Origin of the sequence: Actinokineospora guangxiensis (assembly GCF_042657845.1) — a bacterium.
Taxonomy (GTDB): Bacteria; Actinomycetota; Actinomycetes; order Mycobacteriales; family Pseudonocardiaceae; genus Actinokineospora; species Actinokineospora guangxiensis.
Map to the genome: position 1 here is coordinate 170445 of NZ_JBHSKF010000013.1, position 26482 is coordinate 196926.

Annotated in this window: 1 protein-coding gene; it reads right to left on the bottom strand. The window is 77.3% G+C overall.

The genetic code is table 11. The annotated features are described in order from the left end of the window. Positions 1-6 precede the first annotated feature (6 nt). On the bottom strand, positions 7-26415 hold the full coding sequence (locus tag ACFPM7_RS23095; RefSeq protein ID WP_378249818.1) for an SDR family NAD(P)-dependent oxidoreductase: 26409 nt from the start codon (positions 26413-26415) through the stop codon (positions 7-9). Positions 26416-26482: the final 67 nt, after the last annotated feature.

Sequence of the window (26482 nt, forward strand, 5' to 3'; positions counted from 1 at the left end):
CGGCCGTCACAGGCCGAACTCGCTGTCGATCAGGTCGAACAGCTCGTCGGCCGTCGCCTCGGTCAGGTCCGCGTACTCGGGCACGGCACCGGGATCGGCGACCGCGTCCGACTCGCGGGTGTCGGTGCTCGTGCCGGTCGTGCCTGGCTGCCCGGCCTCGGGTTCGGCGGGCGCCAGCCGTGCGTCGAGGTAGGCCGCCAGCGCGGTCGGCGTCGGGTGGTCGAAGACGGCGGTCGCGGGCAGCCGGAGCCCGGTCGCCGCGCCGAGCCGGTTGCGCAGCTCGACCGCGGTGAGCGAGTCCAGGCCCAGTTCCAGGAAACCCCGGTCCGGGCCGACCGCCTCCGGGTCGCGGTGGCCGAGGACGGTCGCGGCCTGTTCCACGACCGCGTCCAGCAGCAGCGCCCGCCGGGCGGCGGCGGGCGCGGCGGCCAGCCGCTCCACCAGGGCGGGTGGTCCCGGCCGCCGGGCCGCCTGGCGGGCCGGGCGGACGACCTCCCGCAGCAGCAGCGGCACCTCCACCGCCGTCCCGGTCCGGTCGACCGACGCGGCGACGACCGCGGCGTCCGGCGCGCCGAGCGCGGCATCGAACAGGGCGAGGCCGTGCTGGTCGCCGAGCGGGAGGAGCCCGCCGCGCGCCATCCTGGCCAGGTCGGTGTCACCGAGGTGCCCGGTGAGCGCGCCGCGCCGCTCCCAGAAGCCCCAGGCGATCGAGGTCGCGGGCAGCCCTTCGGCGCGGCGGCGCTGGGCGAGGGCGTCGAGCGCGGCGTTGGCGGCGGCGTAGTTGCCCTGACCGCCCGCGCCGAGAGTGCCCGCGGCCGAGGAGAACAGCACGAACGCGGCCAGGTCGCCGGTCAGCTCGTGCAGGTGCAGAGCGGCGTCGAGCTTGGGCTCCAGCACCGCGTCGATCCGCTGTGGCGTCAGCGCGGTGACGACGCCGTCGTCGAGCGCGCCCGCGGCGTGGACGACGGCGGTCAGCGGCACGTCCAGCGAGGCCAGCAGCTTGGCCACGGCGGTGCGGTCGGCCACGTCGCAGGCCGCGACCCGCACGCGCGCCCCGAGCCCGGCCAGTTCGGCGCGCAGCGCGTCCGCGCCGGCGGACTCCGCGCCGCGCCTGCCCACCAGCAGCAGGTCCCGCACCCCGTGGGCGGCGACGAGGTGCTGGGAGATCAACGCCCCCAGCGTCCCGAACGCCCCGGTGACCAGCACCGCGCCGTCGGGGTGGAACTCCGGCCCCGGACCCGCCCCGGCCCGCGCCAGCCTCGGGACCAGCACCTGGCCCGCCCGCACCGCGAGCTGCGGCTCGCCCGACGCGGCGAGCGCGGCGAGCCGCCGGAAGTCCAGTTCGGCGTCGACGTCCACCAGCACGACCCGGCCGGGGTTCTCCGACTGGGCCGAGCGCGCCAGTCCCCACACCGCCGCCAGCGCCGGGTCGGGCGACTCGCCCGCCCGCACCGCGACGGCGCTCCTGGTCAGCAGGACGACCGGGGCGCCGGACCCGGTGACGGCGTCCTGGATCGCCCGCAGCGCCCGGCCGAGCGCGGCCCTGGTCGCCTCCGCTGTCGGCTCCGGGGACGGCTCGAACGCCACCAGGTCCACCGGGTCGCCCACCACTGTGCCCACCGCTGACGCCGGGGCGATCGGCAGCCAGTCCACGCGGAACAGACCGTCCCCGCGGGCGGGGCGCAGCGCGCTCGCGCTGACCGGGCGCACGGCCAGGGAGTCGGCGGTCAGGACCGGTTTGCCGTCTTGGTCGGTGACCACGAGCGAGACGGTGTCGCGGCCGGCGGGGGCGAGCCGGGCGCGCAGCGCGGTGGCCCCGGTGGCGTGCAGGGCGACCCCGGTCCAGGAGAACGGCAGATGCCCCGGGCCAGCTGCTGGGGTGGCGCCCAGGAAGTCACCGAGCCCGATCGCGTGCAGCACGGCGTCGAGCAGCGCCGGGTGCACCCCGTACCCGGCCACGTCGTTCCCCTCCGGCAGCCGCGCCTCGGCGATGACGTCATCGCCCGCGCGCCAGGCGGCGGTCAGGCAGCGGAAGACTGGTCCGTAGGCGAAACCGCTCGCGGCGACGCGCTCGTAGAAGCCGCCGACCTCGATCGGGTCGCCGGAGGATGGCCACGGCAGTTCGCCCGCGACGCCGGGCTCCTCGGCCAGGACGCCGTCGGCGTGCCGGGTCCACTCCCCCGGGTCCTGCCGGGAGAACACCGTGACGGTTCGGCGTCCGTCCTCGGTGCCGACGGCGACCTGGATCTGGGTGGCCCCGCGCTCGGACAGGACGAGCGGCTCGGCGAGGGTCAGCTCCGCGACGCCCGCGCCGCCCGCCGCGTCGGCGGCGTGCAGGGCGAGGTCGAGCAGCGCGGTGCCGGGCAGGATCACGGCGCCGTGCACGGCGTGGTCGGCCAGCCACGGGTGGGCCGTGGTGGACAGGCTGCCGGTGAGCAGCAGCCCATCACCGCCCGCCACGGGGACCACCGCGCCGAGCAGCGGGTGCCCGGCCGGATCGAGTCCCAGCCCGGCCGCGCCGCGGGCGCTCCTCACCGACGCGGTGAGCCAGTAGTGCTCGTGCTGGAACGGATAGGTCGGCAGCGCGTCGACCGCGGCGGGTCCGCCACCGGTGAGCGCCGACCAGCCGACGCGGACCCCGGCCGCGAACAGCTCACCGGCCCCGAGCAGCAGCCGGACCGGGCCGGGCTCGTCGCGGCGCAGCGAGCCGACCGCGGTCACCGCCCGGCCGACGCGCTCGGCGGTCTCCTGCACGGCGGCGGTCAGCACCGGGTGCGGGCTCAGCTCCAGGAACACGGTGTGCCCGTCGGCCACCAGCGCGCGGCACGTCTGCTCGAAGTGGACGGTCTCGCGCAGGTTGCGGTACCAGTACCCGGCGTCGAACCCGGCGTCCCCCTCGCCCGCCACGGTCGAGTGGAACGGCACGGCGGCCGGGCGCGGGGTGATCGGCTCCAGCGCCCGGCGCAGGTCGTCCTCGATCTCCTCGACGTGCGCGGAGTGCGAGGCGTAGTCGACCGGCAGCCGCCGGGCACGGACCCCGTCGGCCGCGCACCGCTCGATCAGCTCGCTCAGCGCCGCCTGCTCACCCGAGACCACCACGGAGGCGGGTCCGTTCACCGCGGCGACGGACAGCCGGTCGTCGATCACCGAGCGCACCCCGTCGGCGCCGAGCGCGACCGACACCATCCCGCCGCGCCCGGCCAGCACCACCAGAGCCTTGCTGCGCAACGCCACCACGCGCGCCGCGTCCTCAAGGGACAGCGCCCCGGCCACGCACGCCGCCGCGATCTCCCCCTGCGAGTGGCCGACCACCGCGACCGGCTCCACCCCGGCCGAGCGCCACACCTCGGCCAGCGACACCATCACCGCGAACAGCGCGGGCTGCACCACATCCACCCGCGCCAGCGCGGCAGCGTCGCCCAGCACGTCGAGCAGCGACCACTCCACGAACGGGCTCAGCGCCTCGGCGCACTCGGCCATGCGCGCGGCGAACACCGGGTTCTGCAGCAGGTCCACCGCCATCCCGACCCACTGCGCCCCCTGGCCGGGGAAGACGAACACCGGCCGGGTCTCCCCCGCCGCGACACCGCTGACCAGCCCCGGCGCCGACCCGCCGGCGCGCAGCGCGCTCAGCCCTGCGGCCAGGTCGGCGGGCTCGGCCGCGACCACAACGGCCCGGTGCGCGAAGACGGCCCGGCCGAGCGAGGCGCGCGAGAGCGCGGCCACGTCCTCGTACCCGGCCGCGAGCAGCCTCGCGGCCTGGTTGGCCAGCGCCGGGGCGGACTTCGCCGAGAGCACCACCGCGCGCGGCCCGGCCGCCTCGGCAGCGCGCGGCCCGTCGGTCTCGACCTCGATGACGGCGTGGGAGTTGGTGCCGCTGACCCCGAACGACGACACCCCGAACCGCCGGGGGCCGCCGGTCTCCGGCCACGGCGTCGCCTCGGTCAGCAGGGCCACCGCCCCGGCCGCCCAGTCGACGCGGCGGGACGGCTCGTCCACGTGCAGCGTCCTGGGCAGGACGCCATGCCGGGCGGCCTGCACCATCTTGATCACCCCGGCCACCCCAGCGGCGGCCTGGGTGTGCCCGATGTTCGACTTCACCGAGCCCAGCCACAACGGCGCGGCGCGGTCCTGCCCGTAGGTCGCCAGCAGCGCCTGGGCCTCGATCGGGTCGCCGAGCGCGGTGCCCGTCCCGTGCGCCTCCACCGCGTCCACATCGGACGGTTCCAGTCCGGCGGCGGCCAGCGCGGCGCGGATGACCCGCTGCTGCGACGGCCCGTTCGGGGCGGTCAGCCCGTTGGACGCCCCGTCCTGGTTGACCGCCGTCCCGCGCACCACCGCGAGCACGGGGTTGCCGTCCCGGCGCGCCGAGGACAGGCGCTGCACCACCAGCACCCCCACGCCCTCGCCCCAGCCGGTGCCGTCCGCGGCGTCGGCGAACGCCTTGCACCGGCCGTCCTCGGCGAGGCCGCGCTGGCGGCTGAACTCCACGAACCCGCCCGGCTCGGCGATCACCGTGACCCCGCCTGCCACCGCGAGGTCGCACTCGCCCGCCCGGATGGCCTGGGCGGCGAGGTGCAGCGCGACCAGCGACGACGAGCACGCCGTGTCGATGGTGACCGCCGGGCCCTCCAGCCCGAAGGTGTAGGCGACCCGGCCCGACACCACGCTGGTGGCGCTGCCGGTCGCCAGGTGGCCCTCGACGTGCTCGGGGGCCTCGGTCAGCCGGGGACCGTAGCCGGTGGCCATCGCGCCGACGAAGACGCCGGTGGCGGTGCCGCGCAGCGCCGTCGGGTCGATTCCCGCGCGCTCCAGCGCCTCCCACGAGACCTCCAGCAGCAGCCGCTGCTGCGGGTCCATCGCCAGCGCCTCGCGCGGGCTGATCCCGAAGAACTCCGCGTCGAACCCGCCCGCATCGGTGAGGAACCCGCCTTCGCGGGTGTAGCTGCGGCCGGAGGCCGTCGGGTCGGGGTCGTAGAGGCCGTCGAGGTCCCAGCCGCGGTCGGCGGGGAACGGGGTGATCGCGTCCGCGCCGTCGGCCACCAGCCGCCAGAGCGCGTCGGGCGAGTCGACCCCGCCGGGGAAGCGGCAGCCCATCCCCACGATCGCCACCGGGTCGTCGGCGGTCTCGGCGGGACGGGCGGGGACGGTCTGGGCGTCCTCGCCCGCGAGGTGGGCGGCGAGGGCGGCCGGGTTCGGGTGGTCGAAGACGAGGGTGGCGGGCAGGTCGCGGCCGGTGGCGGCGGCGAGCCGGTTGCGCAGTTCGACGGCGGTCAGGGAGTCGAAGCCGAGGTCGCGGAAGGCGCGCCCGGGGTCGATGTCGGCCGCCGAGCCGTGGCCGAGCGCGGCGGCGACCTCGCCGAGCACCAGGGCGAGCGGGTCGGCCGGGGTGGCCGGGGCCGGCTCGGGGAGCAGCCGCCGGGCGGCGGGCAGGTCGGCCAGCAGCGGGCTGGGGCGGGCGGCGGTGAAGTGCGGGACGAAGGTGTCCCAGGCGACGTCGGCGATGGTCAGCGCGGTGTCGCCGTGCTCGACGGCGGTCCGCAGGGCGGCGACGGCCCGGCCTGCGGGCATCGGCCGCAGCCCGGTGCGGCCCATGCGCGAGGCCACCGCCCCGGTCTCTGCGGCCATGCCGCTCTCGGCCCACGCGCCCCAGGCGAGGGCGGTCGCGGGCAGGCCGAGGCCGCGCCGGTGCTCGGCGAGGGCGTCGAGGTGGGCGTTGGCGGCGGCGTAGTTGGCCTGCCCCGCGCCGCCGAGCACCCCGGCGGCCGAGGAGAACAGCACGAACGCCGCCAGGTCCCGGTGCCGGGTCAGCTCGTGCAGGTGGGTCGCGGCCAGCGACTTCGGCCGCAGCACGGCCGCGACCCGCTCGGGGTCGAGCGCGTCGAGCACGCCGTCGTCGAGCACGCCCGCCGTGTGCACCACGGCGGTCAGCGGGTGCTCGGCGGGGATGGCCTCCAGCAGCCGCGCCAGCGCCGCCCGGTCGGCGGCGTCGCACGCGGCGACGGTGACCTCCGCGCCCGTCGCGCGCAGCTCGGCGCGCAGTTCGGCCGCTCCCGGCGCGTCGGCCCCGCGCCTGCCGACGAGCAGCAGGTGCACCCCCGGCCCGGCGAGGTCGCGGGCGACGTGCGCGCCGAGCGCCCCGGTCCCGCCGGTGACCAGGACCGTGCCCTCTGGCCGCCACGGTCGGTGCGCGCGGCCGAGGCCGGCGGGACCGAGCCTGCGGGCGAACACCCCGCCGCCGCGCACGGCGACCTGGTCCTCACCATCGGGGCAGGCCAGCACGCGGCGCAGCCGGGCGAGAGCCTGCTCGTCCACGGTCTCGGGCAGGTCGACCAGACCGCCCCAGCGGCGCGGGTGCTCCTGGGCGGCCACGCGGCCCAGGCCCCACACCATCGCCTGGACGGGCGAGCGCAGCGGGTCGGCGTCCCCTGTGGACACCGCGCCGTTGGTGGCGCACCACAGCCGGGCTTCCCCGTCGACCGCCGCACAGGCGCGCACCAGGGCGAGCGTGGCGGTGACGGCGAGCGGGACGTCCGGGATGCGGGGGTCGGGGCGGTCGTCCAGGGCCAGCAGGGACAGCACGCCGTCAGGGGTGCGCTGCTCGAACTCCGCGCGGACCAGCGCTTCGATTCCGTCGGTGTCCTCGATGCGCAGCACCCGGTCGCCGAACGGAGCTTCGACCCCCGGCGGGACGAGCACCAGCCAGTCGCCCGCGGGTGTGGCGGCGGCGTCGGGGAGCGCCTTCCAGGTGACGCGGTAGCGCCAGCCGGTTCCGGGGTCCGACGCGGTGGGCGGTGGGATGTCGAGCCAGTACCGGCGCTCCTGGAACGGGTACGTCGGCAGCCCGTCGACGCGGGTGTGCCCGGGGCACAGCGCCGACCAGTCGACGGCGACCCCGGCGGCGCGCAGCGCGGCGACGGCGGCGGCGGCGGCCCACGGCTCGGGCACGTCGGCGCGGGCCGCGGCGATCGCGGTCGCGCCGTCGGCGAGCAGGGCCTGGGCCATGCCGGTGAGCACGCCGTCGGGCCCGGCCTCCAACAGCGTCGTGACCCCATCGGCGCGCAGCGCCGCCACGGCGTCGGCGAAGCGGACGGCCTCGCGGGCGTGGCGCACCCAGTGTTCCGGGGACCGCAGCTCCTCGACGGTGGCGGCGCGGCCGGTCAGCGTGGAGACCAGCGGGATCACCGGCGGACGGACGGTGATGTCGGCGGCCACCGCGCCGAAGTCGGCCAGCATCGGGTCCATCAGCGGCGAGTGGAAGGCGTGGCTGACCGCCAGCGCCTTGGTGTCGTGTCCGCTGAGGTCGGCGGCCACGGCGGCCACCTGCTCGGCGTCGCCGGACACGACGACGGACTCCGGCCCGTTGACCGCGGCCAGCGCGACCCGGTCGCGTCCGGCGAGCAGCGGCCGGACCACGTCCTCGCCCGCCCGCACCGACAGCATCGCCCCGCCCGGCGCCAGCGCGCCCATGAGCCGCCCGCGGGCGGTGACGAGCCGGGCCGCGTCGGCGAGGTCGAGCACTCCGGCGGCGTGGGCGGCGGCGATCTCGCCGACGGAGTGCCCCGCGACCGCGTCGGGGCGCACGCCCCAGGAGGTCAGCAGCCGGAACAGCGCCACCTCGAAGGCGAACAGCGCGGGCTGGGCGTAGGTGGTGTCGTCCAGGCCGTCGCCGGTGGACATCACCTCCAGCAGCGGCCGGTCCAGGTGCCGGTCGAGCGCGGCGGCGGCCTCGTCCAGGGCCGCGGCGAACACCGGGAACACCCGCAGCCCGCCGCCCATGCCCGCGCGCTGGGCGCCTTGGCCGGTGAAGACCACGGCGAGCCCGCCGGGTTCGGGGACCGCCGGGGGGCGTACGACCGAGGGGTGCGCGACGCCGTCGGCGAAGGCGGCGAGGCCGTGCCGGAGACCGGCGGGGTCGGCGGCCAGGACGGCGGCGTGCTGGGTGAAGGCGGCGCGCGTGGTGGCCAGGGTGTGCGCGAGGTCGCCCATGCGGGGCACGCGGTCGCCCGCGAGGTGCTCGTGCAGCAGGCGGGCCTGCTCGCGCAGCGCGGTGTCGGTGCGCGCGGACAACACGAAAGGCAGGACGGTCGGCGTAGTGACGTCGCTGGGGCTGTCAGCGGGTTCGGCGCCGGCCTGTTCGACGATGACGTGGGCGTTCGTCCCGCTGATGCCGAACGAGGACACCCCCGCGCGGCGCGGGCGACCGGCTTCCGGCCACGGGGTGGCGGCGGTCGCCAGGCTCAGCGCGCCCGCCGTCCAGTCCACTTGGGACGTCGGCTGGTCGATGCCCGGGGTGGCGGGCAGCACGCCGTGGCGCATGGCGAGCACGACCTTCATCAGCCCGGCCACCCCCGCGGCGGCCTGGGTGTGGCCGAGGTTGGCCTTCACCGAGCCGAGCAGCGCGGGCGTCGCCCGGTCCTGGCCGTAGGTCGCCAGCAGGGCCTGGGCCTCGATCGGGTCGCCGAGCCGGGTGCCGGTGCCGTGGGCCTCCACGACGTCGACGTCGGATGCGGCCAGCCCGGCGGCGGCGAGCGCGGCGCGGATGACCCGCTGCTGGGACGGTCCGTTGGGCGCGGTCAGGCCGTTGGACGCGCCGTCGGAGTTGACCGCGCTGCCGCGCACGACCGCCAGCACGGGGTCGCCGTCGCGGCGGGCGTCGGAGAGCCGCCGCACCAGCAGCAGGCCGACACCCTCACCCCAGCCGGTGCCGTCGGCGGCCTCGGCGAACGGTTTGCAGCGGCCGTCGGGGGCCAGGCCGCGCTGGCGGCTGAACTCCACGAACGCGCGCGGCGTCGACATCACCGACACGCCGCCCGCCAGAGCGAGGTCGCACTCCCCCGACCGCAGCGCCTGCACGGCCAGGTGCAGGGCGACCAGCGACGACGAGCACGCCGTGTCCACGGTGACCGCCGGGCCCTCGAAGCCGAAGGTGTAGGCGATCCGGCCGGAGACGACGCTGGCCGCGCTGCCGGTGAGCAGGTGCCCCGCGTACGGCGCGAGGTCGGGGTGGTCCAGCGGCAGCCGCGCGGCGTAGTCGCCGTGGGTCACCCCGGCGAAGACCCCGGTCCGGCTGCCGCGCAGGCCCGCCGGGTCGATCCCGGCGCGCTCCAGGGTCTCCCACGCGGTCTGCAGCAGCAGGCGCTGCTGCGGGTCGATGCTCAGCGCCTCGCGCGGGGAGATGCCGAAGAAGTCGGCGTCGAAGCGGTCGGCGTCGTGCAGGAACGCGCCGGCGCGGGTCGTGGTGGTGCCCAGCGCGTCGGGGTCGGGGTCGTAGAGCGCCTCGACGTCCCAGCCCCGGTCGCGCGGAAACTCGCCCACCACGTCGGCGCCCGCGGCGAGCAGGTCCCACAGCTGGTCCGGGGACCGCACGCCGCCGGGGAAGCGGCAGCCCATGGCCACGATCGCGATCGGCTCGTCGGCCGCCCGCACCTCGGCCGGGGCGGGCGGCTCCGGCTCGGGGTCGCCTGCCAGCTCGCGCGTGAGGTGCGCGGCGAGCGCGGCGGGGGTCGGGTGGTCGAACACCAGGGTCGCGGGCAGCCGCAGGCCGGTCGCGGCGGCGACCCGGTTGCGCAGCTCGACCGCGGTCAGCGAGTCGAACCCGAGGTCGCGGAACGCCCGGTCGGCGGGCACCTTCCCGGTCCCGGTGTGGCCGAGCACCACCGCGGCGGCGGCGCGGACCACGGCCAGCAGGTCGCCCGCCGCGGGCTTGTCGGCGCGGCGGGCGGCGGGCACGAGCCCGCGCAGCAGCGGCGGGACGTCCGGGCCGAGCTCGCGCAGCGCGGCGAGGTCGAACCGGGCGGGCACGAGCACCGGATCGACGCCGTGGCGCAGCGCGGCGTCGAAGAGGGCGAGGCCGTCGGTGTCGGTCATCGGGGCGACGCCGCCGCGCGCCATGCGGCGGCGGTCGGTGTCGCCGAGCCGCCCGGTCATGGCGCTGTCGCTGGCCCAGAGGCCCCACGCCAGCGACACCGCGGGCAGGCCGGTGGCGCGGCGGTGCGCGGCGAGGGCGTCGAGCCCGGCGTTGGCGGCGGCGTAGGCGGCCTGGCCCGCGCCGCCGAGAACCCCGGCGGCCGAGGAGAACAGCACGAAGGCGGCCAGGTCGGCCCCGGCGGTGAGCCGGTGCAGGGTGCGGGCCGCGTCGAGCTTGGGCCGCAGCACCCGAGCCAGGGAGTCGGCGGTGACCGAGGCGAGCACGCCGTCGTCCAGCACGCCCGCGGCGTGGACGACGGCGGTCAGCGGGTGCTCGGCGGGGACGGCGTCGAGGAGCGCGCGGACGGCGGCCTCGTCGGTGAGGTCGGCGGCGGCGATCTCGACGCGCGCGCCGAGTTCTCGCAGGCCGGCGGCCAGCTCGGCGGCGTGGGGGGCGTGCGGTCCACGGCGGCTGACGAGCAGCAGGCTGCGCACGCCGTGCCGGGTGACCAGGTGCCGGGCTATACGGCTGCCGAGGGTGCCGGTGCCGCCGGTGACCAGCACGGTTCCGTCGAGGCGGGTCCGCAGGCCGTCGGGGTGCAGCGGGCTGAGGGCGGGGACGTGTGGGCGGCCCGCGCGGAGGGCGACCTGCGTCGCCCCGGCGGGGACCACCACCTCGGTGTCTGTGTCTGTGTCGGTGTCGGTGTCGGTGTCCACCAGGACGAAGCGGCCGGGGTGTTCGGTCTGCGCGGAGCGGACCAGACCCCAGACCGCGCCCGCGGTGACGTCGACGTGGTCGTCGGGCGCGATAGCGACCGCGCCCCGGGTGACGACGGCGAGCGGGGTGGGCGAGTCGAGGTGGGCGGTCAGCGCGGCGACGAGGTCGGAGAGAACCGCGTGGGTGTCGCCGCTGCCGACGCGCAGTGCCCGCAGGGGCTCGCCGGGCATGTCGGCGGGGGTCCAGCGCAGGGCGTGCAGGGCGGTCGTGGCGGGGTCGGCGTAGTCGATCCGCTCGACCGACAGCACGGGAAGGCCGTCGGCGTCGGTGACCACGGTCCCGCGGGCGTCGAAGCGGACCCGGGCGGGTGTCCCGGCCCCGGCGGCGCGGCGGACCCCCCGCCACGCCTGAGGCAGCCGACCAGGCTGGATCAGGTGCAGGGCTTCGGGGAGCAGCGCCGGGTGCACGAGGTAGCCGCGAGCGGGGTCCTCGGGCACCCGCACCTCGGCGCCGATGGCGTCTCCGCCGCGCCAAGCCGAGGAGACGGCGGTGAAGGCGGCCGAGAGGTCGACCGCGCCGGTGTCCCAGCCGTCGAGCGGTTCTGCGCCCGGCGCGGGCCACTCCCCGCCGCCGGCGACCGGATCATCCTCTGTAGACAGAGTGGCGGTGGCGACCCGGGTCCACGGTCCGCCGTCGGTCCTGGCGTGGATGGTCAGCGCGTCGCCGGACACCGAGACCTGGAGCTGGACGGTGGCGGTGTCCGGGAAGGCGAACGCGGCGTCGTGCACGAGTTCGGCCAGGCCCGGCCTGTCCACCAGCTCGGCGGCGCGCAGGGCGGTCTCCAGCAGCGCGCTGCCCGGCAGGACGGCCGACCCGCCGATCCGGTGACCGGTGAGCCACGGGTGGGTGGCCCGGGAGAGCGCGCCGGTCGCGACGAGTCCGCCGTCGGCCAGGGGCACGGCCGCGCCCAGCAGCGGGTGCTCACCGGGGGTGAGCCCGACAGCGGCCAGGTCGCCCGCCTTCGCGGCCGGGGTGAGCCAGAAGTGCTCGCGCTGGAACGGGTAGGTGGGCAGGGCGCGGGTCCGGGCGGCGGGGATGAGCGGGGTCCAGTCGACGGGCACGCCGTGCGCGTGGGCCTCGGCGAGGCCGAGCAGCAGGCGGCGCGGCCCGTCCTCGTCGCGGCGCAGGGTGGCGAGCACGGCCGCGTCCGGCGCGGTGTCCTTGAGCGCGCCGACCAGCACCGGGTGCGGGCTGACCTCGATCAGCACCGCGGACGCGAGGCTCGCGACGGCGGTGTCGAGCCGGACGGTGCCGCGCAGGTTGCGGTACCAGTAGTCCGCGTCGAGACCCGTGGTGTCCAGGCGCGCGCCGGTCACGGTGGAGACGAACGGGATATCCGCCGCGCGGGGGGTGAGTCCGGCGAGCGCGGTGGCGAGGTCGGCGCGGATCTCCTCGACGTGCGCGGAGTGCGAGGCGTAGTCCACCGGGATGCGGCCGGCGCGCACGCCGTCGGCCTCGCAGCGCCGGAGGAGCGCGGCCAGCCCGTCCTGGCCGCCGGAGACGACCACCGACGACGGCCCGTTCACCGCCGCGATCGACAGCCCGTCGCGCAGCAGGGCGCGCGCGCTGTCGACCGGCAGCGCCACCGACACCATGCCGCCGCGTCCGGCGATGGCCAGCAGCGCCTTGCTGCGCAGGGCGACCACCCGCGCGGCGTCCTCAAGCGGAAGTGCCCCCGCGACGCACGCCGCCGCGATCTCGCCCTGCGAGTGCCCCACCACCGCCGACGGCTCGACCCCGTAGGAGCGCCACACCTCGGCCAGCGACACCATCACCGCGAACAGCGCCGGCTGCACCACATCCACCCGAGCCAGGGCGGACTCGTCCCCCAGAACCTCGAACAGCGACCACTCCACATGCGGGGCCAGCGCCGCGGCGCACTCGGCCATCCGCGCCGCGAACACCGGGTTCCGCATCAGGTCCAGCCCCATCCCGACCCACTGCGCCCCCTGGCCGGGGAACACGAAGACGGGCCGCCCCGCCCGGCGCGCACCGGTCACCACCCCCGGGTGCGGCAGGTCGTCGCGCAGCGCGGCGAGCGCGCCCGGCACGTCGTCACCGACGACGACGGCCCGCTCGTCGAACCGCGCGCGGGCGGTCGCCAGGGTGTGCGCGACCTCCGCGCGGGCGAGACCGGGGTGGGCGGCGAGGTGGTCGAGCAGACGGCCCGCCTGGGCGCGCAGAGCCGCCGGGGTGCGCGCGGAGAGCAGCAGCGGGGCGTCACCGTCCGGGGGCGTGACGGGCGGTTCGGTGGCGGGCGGCGCTTCCAGGATCGTGTGCGCGTTGGTCCCGCTCACCCCGAAAGCCGACACCCCCATCCTGCGGGCCCGGTCGACCTCGGGCCACGGCGTGGTCTCGGTGAGCAGGTCCACCGCGCCCGAGGACCAGTCGACGTGGCTGGACGGCTGGTCGACGTGCAGCGTCTTGGGCAGCACCCCATGCCGCAGCGCGAGGACGGCCTTGATCAGCCCGGCGGCCCCGGCGGCGGCCTGGGTGTGGCCGATGTTCGACTTGACCGACCCGAGCAGCAGCGGCCGTTCCCGGTCCTGCCCGTAGGCGGCCAGCAGCGCCTGCGCCTCGACGGGGTCGCCGAGGGCGGTCCCCGTGCCATGCGCCTCGACAGCGTCCACATCGGACGGGATTAGCCCGGCCGAGCCGAGCGCCGCGCGGATGACCCGCTGCTGGGCGGGCCCGTTGGGTGCGGTCAGGCCATTGGACGCGCCGTCGGAGTTGACCGCGGAGCCGCGCACGACCGCCAGCACCTCGTGCCCCCTGCGGCGCGCGTCGGAGAGCCGCTCGACCAGCAGCACGCCCGCGCCCTCGGCCCAGCCCGCCCCGTCGGCGGACTCGGCGAACGCCTTGCACCGGCCGTCGCGGGCCAGACCGCGCTGCCGGGTGAACTCCACGAACAGGTCCGGGGTGGCCATGACGGTGACGCCGCCGACCAGCGCCAGCGAGCAGTCCCCCGCCCGCAGCGACTGCGCGGCCAGGTGCAGCGCCACCAGCGACGACGAGCACGCCGTGTCCACCGTGACCGCCGGGCCCTCGAACCCGAAGGCGTAGGCGAGGCGGCCGGACACGACCGCGGCGGCCGTGCCGGTGGCGCGGTAGCCCGCGCCGCCCTCCTCGGCGGCGGCGACCAGGGCTTCGTAGTCCTGCCCGTTGGTTCCCGCGAAGACCCCGGTGTCGCTGCCGCGCAGCGAGGACGGATCGATGCCCGCCCGCTCGACGGCCTCCCACGCGGTCTCCAGCAGCAGCCGCTGCTGCGGGTCCATCGCCAGCGCCTCGCGCGGGCTGATGCCGAAGAACTCCGCGTCGAACCCGCCCGCGTCGGTGAGGAACCCGCCTTCGCGGGTGTGGGTGGTGCCGGGCCCGCCTTCGGGGTCGTAGAGGCGGTCCATGTCCCAGCCGCGGTCGGCGGGCACTGGCCCGACCGCCTCCCCGCCCGCCAGCAGCAGCTGCCACAGGGCTTCGGGGCTGTCCACGCCGCCGGGGAACCGGCAGCCCATGCCGACGATCACCACCGGGTCTGTGCTTTCGGTGCTATCAGGGCGTTCGGTGCCATCTGCGGTGTCGGCGTCGGCCCGCGCGCCGGGAGCGGGGTCGGCCGGGCCGCCGAGGTCGGCGGCCAGCCGGGCGGCGAGCGCGGACGGCGTGGGGTGGTCGAACACCAGGGTGGCGGGCAGCCGAAGGCCGGTGGCGCGGGCGAGGCGGTTGCGCAGCTCCACGGCGGTCAGCGAGTCGAAGCCCAGGTCGCGGAACGCGCGCCGCTCATCGAGGTCCGCGCCGTCGCTGTGGCCGAGGACGGCGGCGGCCTGGGCGGTGACCAGGGCCAGCAGGTCCTGGTCACCGTCGGCGCCCGCCAGGGACAGCCCGGGGAGCTGGGCGGCGGTGCGGCGGGCGGGGCGGATCAGCGCGCGCAGCGGCGCGGGGACGGGCGCGATTCGGCGCAGGGCGGCGAAGTCCAGCTCGACGGGCAGCAGCAGCGGCCGGTCGACCGAGAGGGCGAGGTCGAAGAGGGCCAGCGCCCGGTCGGTGGCCATGGCGGCGAACCCGGCGCGCGCGGCGCGGGCCAGGTCGGCGTCGGCGAGCCTGCCGGTCATGCCGCCCCGGTCGGCCCACAGACCCCAGGCCAGCGACTGGGCGGGCAGGCCAAGGGAGCGGCGGTGCTGGGCGAGCGCGTCCAGCGCGGCGTTCGCGGCGGTGTAGCTGCCCTGCCCCGCGCCGCCGAGGACGCCGGCGGCCGAGGAGAACAGCACGAAGGCGGTCACCTCGCCCGCCAGCTCGTGCAGGTGCCGGGCGGCGGTGATCTTGGGGGCCAGCACCCGGGCCAGGCGCTCGGGGGTCAGGTCGGCCACCAGGCCGTCGTCGAGCACCGCGGCGGTGTGCACGATCGCGGTCGGGGGGTGCTCGCCCAGCAGCGCGGCGACAGCGGACCGGTCGGCCAGGTCGCAGGCCGCCGCGTGGAACCGGACGCCCTGCTCGGCGAGGTCGGCGGCCAGCTCGGCGGTGCCGGGGGCGTCCGGGCCGCGCCTGCCGGCGAGCACGACGGCCGAGGCGTCGTGGGTGGCGGCGACGTGCCGGGCGACGAGCCCGGCCAGGCCGGTCGCCGACCCGGTGATGAGCACCGTCCCGGCGAGGCGCACCGGCGCGCCCGCGCCGCCGACTTTCGCCAGGCGCGGCACGCGGGCGATCCCGTGCCGCACCGAGACCTGCGGTTCGCCGACCGCAAGCGCGGCGGCGAGGTCGTCGTCGGTGTGGACGTCGACCAGGCGGATGCGGTCGGCGTGTTCGGCCTGGGCGGCGCGCAGCAGACCCCACACCGGGGCGTGGCGGGGGTTCGGGGCTTCGGTGTCGACGGCGTCACGGGTGACGACCACCAGCTGGGTGTCGGCCTCGCCGGCCAGCCAGTCCCGCACCAGGCCGGGGACCGCGAACACGGCGTCGTCGGTGTCCGGAACGCGCACGATCTCCGTGGGGACGTCCAGCGGCTCCCCCGCCGCGGCGGGCACCCAGTCGAGCTGGAACAGCGATCCCGATGGCGGGGCCGAGCCGCTGGGGCGGCGCAGGACGACCGAGTCCAGGGACGCCACCGGGGTTCCGGTCGGATCGGTGACGAGCAGGCTCACCGCGTCGGGGGCGGTGCGGGTGAGGCGCACCCGGAGGACGCGGGCGCTGGTGGCGTGCAGGGTGAGACCGGTGAGGGCGAACGGCATGCCGGGCTCGTCCAGCACCAGCGCGGTGGTCTGCAGGGCGGCGTCGAGCAGGGCCGGGTGCACGCCGAAGCCCGCGGTGTCGATCCCCTCGGGCGCGGTGATCTCGGCGTACACCTGACCGCCTCGCCGCCAGGCCGCGGTGACGCCGAGGAAGGCGGGGCCGTGCTCGAAGCCGCGCTCGGCGAGGCCGTCGTGCAGCGCGGTCAGGTCGACGGGGTCGGCGGCGGGCGGCCAGTCGGCCACGCTGTCCGCCGGGGCGGCGGCGCGGCCGAGGACGCCGGTGGCGTTGCGGGTCCAGGTCTCGCCGTCGACGCTGGTGTGCAGGGCGAAGGACCGGGTTCCCTCCTCGTCGGGTGCGCCGACGAGGACCTGCAGGCGCGGGGTCTCGCCGTCGGGCAGCGGGATCGGGCGTTCCAGGGTCAGTTCCGCGACGTGGTCGAGGTCCACACGGTCGGCGGCGTGCCAGGCGAGGTCGACCACGGCGGTGCCGGGCAGCAGGGCGGCCCCGCGCACCCGGTGCTGGGCCAGCCACGGGTGGGCGTGCGGGCTGAGCACCCCGGTGAAGACCAGCGTCTCCGAACCGGCCACGGTGAGGGCGGCCCCGAGCAGGGGGTGCTCGTCGGCGCGCAGGCCCGCGGCGGTGACGCCCGCGTCGCGGCCGGAGCCGGACAGCCAGTAGCGGCGGCGCTGGAAGGCGTAGGTGGGCAGGTCGACGTGCCGTCCGGGGGTTTCGGCGGAGAAGTCGACGTCCACGCCCGCCACGTGCGCCTCGCCGAGCGCGGCCAGCAGCCGCTCCCGTCCGCCGTCGCCGCGGCGCAGGGTGTGCAGCACCACGGCGTCGGGGGCGCTGTCCTGGAGCCCGGCCGCCAGCACAGGGTGCGGGCTGACCTCCAGCAGGCGGTCCAGCCCGCGTCCGACCAGCGTCCGCACGGCCACGTCGAGACGGACGGTCTCGCGCAGGTTGCGGTACCAGTAGTCGGCGTCCAGCGCGGTGGTGTCGAGCAGCTCGCCGGTCACCGTCGAGACGAACGGCACGCGCGCCGCACCGGGGGCGATCCCGGCCAGTGCCCTCAGCAGGTCCTCGCGGATCGCCTCCACGTGGGCGGAGTGCGAGGCGTAGTCTACGGGAACGCGCCGAGCCCGCACCCCGTCGGCCTCGCACCGCGCCAGCAGCGCGTCCAACGCGGCCGGGTCGCCGGAGACGACCACCGAAGCGGGTCCGTTGACCGCCGCGACCGACAGGCCGTCCCCCAGCAGAGCCGCCGCGTCGTCCTCCGACAGCGCAACCGAGACCATCCCGCCCCGCCCGGCCAGCGCCACCAAAGCCTGGCCGCGCAACGCCACCACCCGCGCCGCGTCCTCAAGCGACAATGCTCCGGCCACGCACGCCGCCGCGATCTCCCCCTGCGAATGCCCCACCACCGCAGCAGGCTCCACACCGTAGGAGCGCCACACCTCGGCCAGCGACACCATCACCGCGAACAGCGCCGGCTGCACCACATCCACCCGAGCCAGGGCGGACTCGTCCCCCAAGACATCGAACAGCGACCACTCCACATGCGGGGCCAGCGCCGCGGCGCACTCGGCCATCCTGGCCGCGAACACCGGGTTCTCCAGCAGTTCCACCGCCATGCCCGCCCATTGCGACCCCTGACCGGGGAACACGAAGGCCACCCCGGGCGGCTCCTCCGGCGCGGGGTCGGCGAAGTCCGACTCGTCGAGCAGTGCCCGCAGCCGCAGCAGAGCCGTGTCGGCGGAGTCGGCGTGGAGCACCGCGCGGACCGGGAACCTGGACCGGTTGGCGAGGGTGTGCGCCAGATCGGCGACCGGGACGGCCTGCTCGGCCAGGTGGTCCGCGAGCCGGGCGAGCTGCTCCCGCAGCGCCGGGACCGACCGCGCGGACAGCAGCAGCGGCCACAAGCCCGGGGCAGGCTCGGCCGGGGGCGCGGTGTCCGGGGCCTGCTCGATGACGGTGTGGGCGTTGGTCCCGCCGACGCCGAAGGAGGAGACGCCCGCGCGGCGCGGTCGTCCGGTGCTCGGCCACGGGACGGACTCCGTCAGCAGCGAGACGGCACCGGACTCCCAGTCGACGTGCGTGGACGGGGCATCCACGTGCAGGGTGCGCGGCAGGGTGTCGTGCCGCATCGCCTGCACCATCTTGATGATGCCCGCCACCCCCGCCGCGGCCTGGGTGTGGCCGATGTTGGACTTGAGCGACCCCAGCCACAGCGGGGTCTCCCGGTCCTGCCCGTAGGTCGCCAGCAGCGCCTGCGCCTCGATCGGGTCGCCCAGCACCGTCCCGGTGCCGTGTCCCTCCACCACGTCCACATCGGAGGCGCGCAGGCCGGCGGCGGCGAGCGCGGAGCGGATCACCCGCTGCTGCGACGGCCCGTTCGGCGCGGTCAGCCCGTTGGACGCGCCGTCGGAGTTGACCGCGGTGCCGCGCACCAGCGCCAGCACGGTGTGCCCCCGGCGGCGCGCCTCGGACAGCCGCTCCACCAGCAGCACCCCGACGCCCTCGGACCAGCTGGTGCCGTCGGCGGCCTCGGCGTAGGACTTGCACCGCCCGTCGCGGGCCAGGCCGCGCTGGCGGCTGAACTCCACGAACGGCCCGGGGGTCGCCATGACGGTGACCCCGGCGACCAGCGCCAGCGAGCACTCCCCGCGCGCCAGCGCCTGCGCGGCCAGGTGCAGCGCGACCAGCGACGACGAGCAGCCGGTGTCGACGGTGAGCGCGGGCCCGACCAGGCCGAAGGTGTAGGCGAGCCTGCCGCTGACCACGCTGCCGGTGTTGCCGGTCAGCAGGTGGCCCTCCAGCTCCGGCGGGGCGTCGTGCAGCCGCGGCCCGTAGTCCTGGTCCATCGCGCCGACGAACACGCCGGTGTCGGAGCCGCGCAGGCCGGCCGGGTCGATCCCGGCCCGCTCGAAGGCCTCCCACGAGACCTCCAGCAGCAGCCGCTGCTGCGGGTCCATCGCCAGCGCCTCGCGCGGGCTGATCCCGAAGAACCCGGCGTCGAAGTCGCCCGCGTCCGACAGGAACCCGCCCTGGGTGAGGTAGGTGCTGCCCGGCCGCGAGCCGTCCGGGTCGGCGAGGGCGGCCAGGTCCCAGCCCCGGTCGGCGGGGAACGGGCCGATCGCGTCGACACCGTCGGCCACGAGCCGCCACAGGTCCTCCGGCGAGGCGACCCCGCCGGGGAAGCGGCAGCTCATCGCGACGATCGCCAGCGGGTCGTCGGTGTCAGCCGCTGGGCTCGGCGGCACCGGGGCCTCGGCGGTTGTCGTCTCGCCGAGCAGGAAGTCCACCACGGCGGCCGGGGTCGGGTGGTCGAACAGCAGCGTGGTGGGCAGGCGCAGGCCGGTGGCCGCGCCGAGCCGGTTGCGCAGGTCGACCGAGGTCAGGGAGTCGAACCCGGCGTCCTTGAACGCCGTGCGCGGCGCGACCGCGCCCGCGTCGGCGTGCCCGAGGACGGCGGCGGCGTGCCCGCGCACGAGGTCGAGCACCGTCGCGGCCCGCTCGGCGGCGGGCAAGCGCGCGAGCCGGTCGGCGAACCCGTCGGCGGCGGGGGCGGGCGCGGCGGCCCGCCCGGCCAGCAGCGGACTCGGCCGGGCACCGGTGAACGCGGGCACGAACCGGTCCCAGTCGACGTCGGCGACCACCGCTGTCGGCTCGCCGGACTCCACCGCCCGGCGCAGCGCTGCGAGGGCGGCCTCCGGGGCCATCGGGGCCACCCCGAGCGCGGCCCAGCGGTCCCCGCCGAGGCCGGGGCCCGCCCACGCGCCCCAGGCGACGGCGGTGGCGGGCAGTCCGGCGGCGTGCCGCCGTTCGGCGAGCGCGTCCAGGGCGGCGTTGGCCGCGGCGTAGGCCCCGTGGCCCGCCGCTCCCCAGATCCCGGAGCCGGAGGAGAACAGCACGAACGCGGCGCACTCACCGACGAGTTCGTCCAGCAGCAGCGCCGAGTCCACTTTGGCGCGCAGCACGGCGGCGACCCGGTCGGGGGTCAGCGCGCCGATCTGGCCCTCGTCGAGGATTCCGGCCGCGTGCACGACGGTGCGCGGCGGGTGCTCGGCGACCAGCGCGCCGAGCGCGTCGCGGTCGGCGGCGTCGCAGGCGGCGATGGTGACCCGCGCCCCCAGCGCCTCCAGGTCGGCGCGCAGGGCGTCCGCGCCGTCCGCGTCGGGGCCGCGCCTGCTCGTCAGCACAAGGTGCTCGACACCGCCGCGCGCCAGCCAGCGGGCCACGTGCCCGCCCAGCGCGCCCGTGCCGCCGGTGACCAGCGCGGTCCCCCGCAGGTCCCACGTCGTGACCGCGGCGGGCACGGGCCGGGGCCCGAGTCGCCGCCCCATGGCCCGGTCCGCCCGCACGGCGACCTGGTCCTCCCCCGCCCCGGAGAGCACCCGGGCGACCGACGCCCACGGCACGGTCCCGGCGGGCACGTCGATCAGCCCGCCCCACCGCCGTGGGTGTTCGACGGCGGCCACGCGCCCGAATCCCCACAGCGCGGCGGCGACCGGGTCCGGCGCCGGGTCGCCCTCGGTGCGCACCGCGCCCGCCGTGATCAGCCACAGCGGCGCGTCGACGCCCGCGGCCAGCGCGAAGGCTTCCTCCAGCGACGGGTGCAGGGCCACCACGCCCGCGCAGTCCGCGCCGGGCACACCGAACCGGACGTCCGCGCCTGCCCGGGTGAACGCTTCGGCGGCAGCCGCGCGTTCGGCGGTGTCGGGGCCGAGGACGGCCCAGCTGCCGGTCAACCGCGCGTCGGGCAGGTCCAGCGGCGCCCACTCGACACGGTGGTGCCAGGCGTCGGAGGCCGATCGTCCGCGCCGGTCTCGCCGCCACGCCGCGAGCGCGGGCACGGCGGCGGCCACGGCGGCGGGATCGGCGCCCACCAGGTCGGCGACGGCCGAGGTGTCCCCCGACTCCACCGCCGCCCAGAAGCCCTCCTCGGCCGGGTCGGCCGACGGGGTGTCCAGCCAGAACCTGTCGCGCTGGAAGGGATAGGTCGGCAGGCTCGCCGGGATCGCCCGGCCGGGCACCGACCACCGGACGGCGATCCCGTGCACGTGGGCCTCGGCCACGGCGAGGGTGAGCCTGCGCGGGCCGCCGTCATCGCGGCGCAGGGTGCCCAGGACCACCGCGTCGGGGGCGCTGTCCTGCACGGCGGCGGTCAGCACCGGGTGCGGGCTGATCTCCAGGAACGCGCCGCGCTCGGCCAGCGCGGCGATCGCGCGGTCGAGGCGGACCGGCTCCCGCAGGTTGCTGTACCAGTAGTCGGCGTCGAGGACACCCGCTGGTTCACCGGTCACGGTGGACACCATCGGCACGGCGGCCGGGCGGGGCCTGACCGGCGCGAGGTCGGCGAGCAGCCGCTCGGCGATCGCCGCAACCTGCGGGGAGTGCGAGGCGTAGTCCACCGGGACGCGCCGGACCCGCACCCCGGCGTCCTCGCAGCGGAGCACGAGCGCGTCCAACGCCTCCGGCGAGCCGGACACGACGACCGCGCCGGGCCCGTTCACGGCGGCGATGGCGGTCCCCGGCTCCAAGAGGTCAGCCACCCGCTCCGCCGGCAGCGCCACCGAGACCATGCCGCCCTGCCCGGCCAGCGCGGTCAACGCCCGGCTGCGCAGGGCGACCACCCTGGCGGCGTCCTCAAGCGACAGTGCGCCCGCCACACACGCCGCCGCGATCTCCCCCTGCGAATGCCCCACCACCGCGGCGGGCTCAACCCCGTACGACCGCCACAAAGCCGCCAGCGACACCATCACCGCGAACAGCGCGGGCTGCACCACATCCACCCTGGCAAGGGCGGATTCGTCGGCTAGAACGTCATGCAGCGACCAGTCCACATACGGGTCGAGCGCGGCGGCGCACTCGGCCATGCGCGCCGCGAACACCGGGTGCTCCAGGAGGTCGAGCCCCATCCCGGCCCACTGCGAACCCTGACCGGGGAAGACGAACACCGGCCGCGGGGCCGGACCGCGCTCACCGAGCACCACGTCCGCGGCGGGCTCCCCGGCGGCGAGCGCCGCGAGGCCGGACCGCAGCCCGCCCAGGTCGCTCGCCACGACAGCGGCCCGGTGGCCGAGCGCGGCGCGGCCGGTCGCCAGGGTGTGCGCCACATCGGCGGGCCGCAGCCCCTGCGCCGCCACGGCGTCGTGCAGCAGGCGGGCCTGCTCGCGCAGCGCGGCGCCCGAGCGCGCCGACAGCAGAACCGGCACCGGCCCGTCGACCGGCCGCGGCGCCGCCGGAGCGTGCGGGGCCTGTTCGAGCACGACGTGGGCGTTGGTCCCGCTGATCCCGAACGACGACACCCCGGCCCGGCGCGGTCGCCCGGTCTCCGGCCACGCCGTGTTCTCGGTGAGCAGCGCGAGCGCCCCGGCCGACCAGTCCACCCGCGAGGACGGCGCGTCGACGTGCAGCATGCGCGGGAGGAGCCCGTGCCGCAGCGCCTGCACCACCTTGATCACCCCGGCCACCCCGGCCGCGGCCTGGGCGTGCCCGATGTTCGACTTCAGCGACCCCAGCCAGACCGGCCGCTCCCGGTCCTGGCCGTAGGCGGCCAGCAGCGCCTGGGCCTCGATCGGGTCCCCGAGCCGGGTTCCGGTGCCGTGCGCCTCAACGGCATCCACATCGGACGGTTCAAGTCCCGCCGCCCCGAGCGCGGCCAGGATCACCCGCTGCTGCGACGGCCCGTTCGGCGCGGTCAGCCCGTTGGACGCGCCGTCGGAGTTGACCGCCGAGCCGCGCACGACGGCGAGCACCTGGTGCCCGTTGCGCCGCGCGTCGGAGAGCCGCTCGACCACCAGCACGCCGACGCCCTCGGACCACCCGGTGCCGTCGGCCGACTCGGCGAAGGACCGGCAGCGCCCGTCCGCGGCCAGCCCGCCCTGCGTGCTGAACTCGGCGAACAGCCCCGGCGTCGCCATGACCGCGACCCCGGCGGCCAGCGCCATCGAGCACTCCCCCGCCAGCAGCGACCGCACCGCGAGGTGCAGCGCCACCAGCGACGACGAGCAGGCGGTGTCGACGGTGATCGCCGGTCCCTCGAAACCGAAGGTGTAGGCGATTCGGCCGGACAGGACGCTTGCGGTGGTCCCCGTCAGCCGGTGCCCGTCGGCGCTCTCGTGCAGGCGCGGACCGTAGTCCTGGGACATGGCCCCGGCGAACACCCCGACCTGGCCGCCGCGCAGACCCTCCGGGTCGATCCCGGCCCGCTCGAAGGCCTCCCACGAGACCTCCAGCAGCAGCCGCTGCTGCGGGTCCATCGCCAGCGCCTCGCGCGGGCTGATCCCGAAGAACCCGGCGTCGAAGTCGCCCGCGCCCGCCAGGAACCCGCCGTGGCGGGGCACGTCCGGCCCCAGGGCGGTCAGGTCCCAGCCCCGGTCGGCCGGGAAGCCGGAGATGGCGTCGCCGCCGTCGACCAGCAGCCGCCACAGCTCCTCCGGCGACCCGACGCCGCCGGGCAGCCTGCACCCCATGCCCACGATGGCGATCGGCTCGTCGGCGGCGGCGCGCGGGGCTGCCCGCACGGGCTCGGCTCCGGCGAGGAAGCCGGCGACGGCGGCAGGCGTCGGGTGGTCGAACAGCAGCGTGGTGGGCAGCGCCCGGTCGAGCGCGCCCGCCAGCCGGGTCCGCAGGTCGACCCCGGCGGCGGAGTCGAAGCCCAGGTCGCGGAACGGCAGCAGCGGGTCGACCGCGTCCGGGCCGGGGTGCCCGAGGAGCACCGCCGCGTGCGCGCGGACGAGTCGCAGCAGGTCCGGTCCCGCGGACGCGGGCGGGTCGAGGAGGCCGGACAGCGGGACGCCGGTCGCGGCAGGCGCGGGCCGCGCGCCGAGCGCCCAGTGCCGGGTGCGCTGGAAGCGGTAGGTGGGCAGGTCGACGGGGCGTCCGCCGGCCAGCGCCGGGGTCCAGTCGACCTCGACCCCGGCGACGTGCGCCTCGCCAAGGGCCAGCAGCATCCGGGCACGCCCGCCGTCGCCGCGGCGCAGCGTGGCCACGGCGGGGGCGACCACCCCGGCTTCCTCGGCGGTGGCCTGCACCGCCGCCGTCAGCACCGGGTGCGGGCTGACCTCGATGAACGCCGACCCCGCGAGCAGACCCCGGATGGTCGGACCGAAGTGGACGGTCTGGCGCAGGTTCCGGTACCAGTAATCAGGTCCCAGCTCGGCGGTGTCCAGCACGCCGCCGGTCACCGTGGAGTGGAACGGCACAGCGCCCGCACGGGGCTTGATCGGCGCCAGGTCCGCGAGCAGCCGCTCCCGGATGGACTCGACGTGCGCCGAGTGCGAGGCGTAGTCGACCGCCACCCGCCGCGCCCGCACCCCCGCCGCGTCGCAGTCGGCCACCAGCGCGTCGACCTCCGCCACCGGGCCCGACACCACCACCGACGACGGCCCGTTGACCGCGGCGACCGACACCCCGCCACGCCCGTCCAGCCACTCGCCCGCCTCGGCCGCGGGCAGTGCGATCGAGGCCATCGCCCCCTGTCCGGCCACCTCCACCAGCGCCGCGCTGCGCCGCGCCACCACGAGCGCCCCGTCGGCCAGGCTCAGCCCGCCCGCGACGCACGCGGCCGCGATCTCCCCCTGCGAGTGCCCGACCACTCCGGCGGGCTCGACCCCGTACGCCCGCCACACCTCGGCCAGCGACACCATGACCGCCCACAGCACGGGCTGCACGACATCGACCCTGGCCAACGCGTCGGCGTCCCCCAGCACAGCGGGGAGCGACCAGTCGACATGCGGCGCCAGCGCCCGCGTGCACTCCGCCATCCGCGCGGCGAACACCGGCTCGGCCAGCAGGTCGACCGCCATGCCCGCCCACTGCGCCCCCTGGCCGGGGAACACCAGCACCGCCCGCCGCCGAACCCGCCCTGCCGACCCGGCGACGAGCCCGGCCGCGGGCACCCCCGCCACCAGGGCGTCCAGCGCCACCAGCAGCTCCGTGCGGTCCCCGACCAGCACGGCCCGCCGGTCGAACCGGGTCCGGGCGGTGGCCAGGGTGTGCCCGACGTCCACGGCCCGCTCGCCGGTCAGGTGTGCGCGCAGCGCGGTGGCCTGCTCGCGCAGCGTGGCCTCGTCGCGACCGGAGAGCACCCACGGCCACGGCCCATCCGCCGCCGCGGGCTCCTCGGCGCGGACGGGGGGCGGCTCGCTGAGCACCAGGTGGCAGTTGGTCCCGCCGACGCCGAACGCGCTGACCCCCGCGACCAGCGGGCGGTCCGGGTGCGGCCACTCGCCGAGTCGGGTCGGCACCCGCAGCCGCAGCCGATCCAGCGGGATGGCCGGGTTCGGCTCGTGGAAGTGGAGGCTGGCGGGCAGTTCGCGGTGGCGGATCGCCAGCACCGTCTTGATGAGGCCGACGATCCCGGCGGCTCCCTCGGTGTGCCCCACGTTGGTCTTCGCCGAGCCCACCGGCAGCGGGTCGTCCTCGGGCCGCGCCGCGCCGAGCACCGCGCCGAGGGCCGCGGCCTCGATCGGGTCGCCGACCGGGGTGCCGGTGCCGTGCAGCTCGACGTACTGGACCTCGGCCGGGTCGACGTCGGCGTCCCGGTAGGCCGCGCGCAGCACCTCTTCCTGCGCGGCCTGGTGGGGCACGGTCAGCCCGTCGCCGCCGCCGTCGTTGTTCACCGCGCCGCCGCGGATCACCGCCAGCACCCGGTCGCCGTCGGCCAGCGCCCGGTCCAGCTTCTTGAGCACGACGACCCCGCCGCCCTCGCCCCGCACGTAGCCGTTGGCCCGGGCGTCGAAGGTGTGGCAGCGCCCGTCCGGCGACAGTCCCCCGAACCGGTCGGCCGCGATCGCCCCGGCCGCCGACAGCGCCAGGCTCACCCCGCCCGCCACGGCCAGGCCGGTCTCCCCCCGGCGCAGGCTCTCCACCGCCAGGTGCACCGCCACCAGCGAGGACGACTGCGCGGAGTCGACCGTCATGCTCGGCCCGCGCAACCCGAGGAAGTACGACACCCGGTTGGCGATCAGTCCGCGCTGCCCGCCGGTGAAGGAGTGCCGGTCGATCGCACCGCTCTCGCGCAGCAGAGCGGAGTAGTCGTCGGCGATGGCGCCCAGGAACACGCCGGTCGGCGAGTCCCGCAGGGCGGCGGGCACCACCCTGGCGTCCTCCAGCGCCGCCCACACCAGCTCCAGCGCCCACCGCTGCTGCGGGTCGGCCGCCGCGGCCTCCCGCGGCGACATCCCGAAGAACCCCGCGTCGAACCCCGCCACGTCCGCCAGCAGCGCGGCGAACCGCGCCCGCGGCGCCGCGTCGGCGTCCCACCGCTCCGGCGGCACCTCGGACACCGCGTGCCCACCCGCGCGCAACAGCGTCCAGAAGCCGTCGGGCCCGTCGCCGCCGGGGAGCCGACAGGCCATGCCGACAACGGCAACCGGCGCGGAAAGCGCGCGCGAGCGCGGTAAGTGCACTGTGCCCCCCAGCGGGCCGATTCCCCGGACATGTGCGAAATGCCCGAAGTCGTGGCCCAGCACCTCGCCCCAGGCAGCGTACACGCGCGCGGTCACCCGAGTGGCGGATGCGAAACAAGCTGCCAATGCCGCTCAAGCGGCTGTCCTCTTGGCACCGGCACCC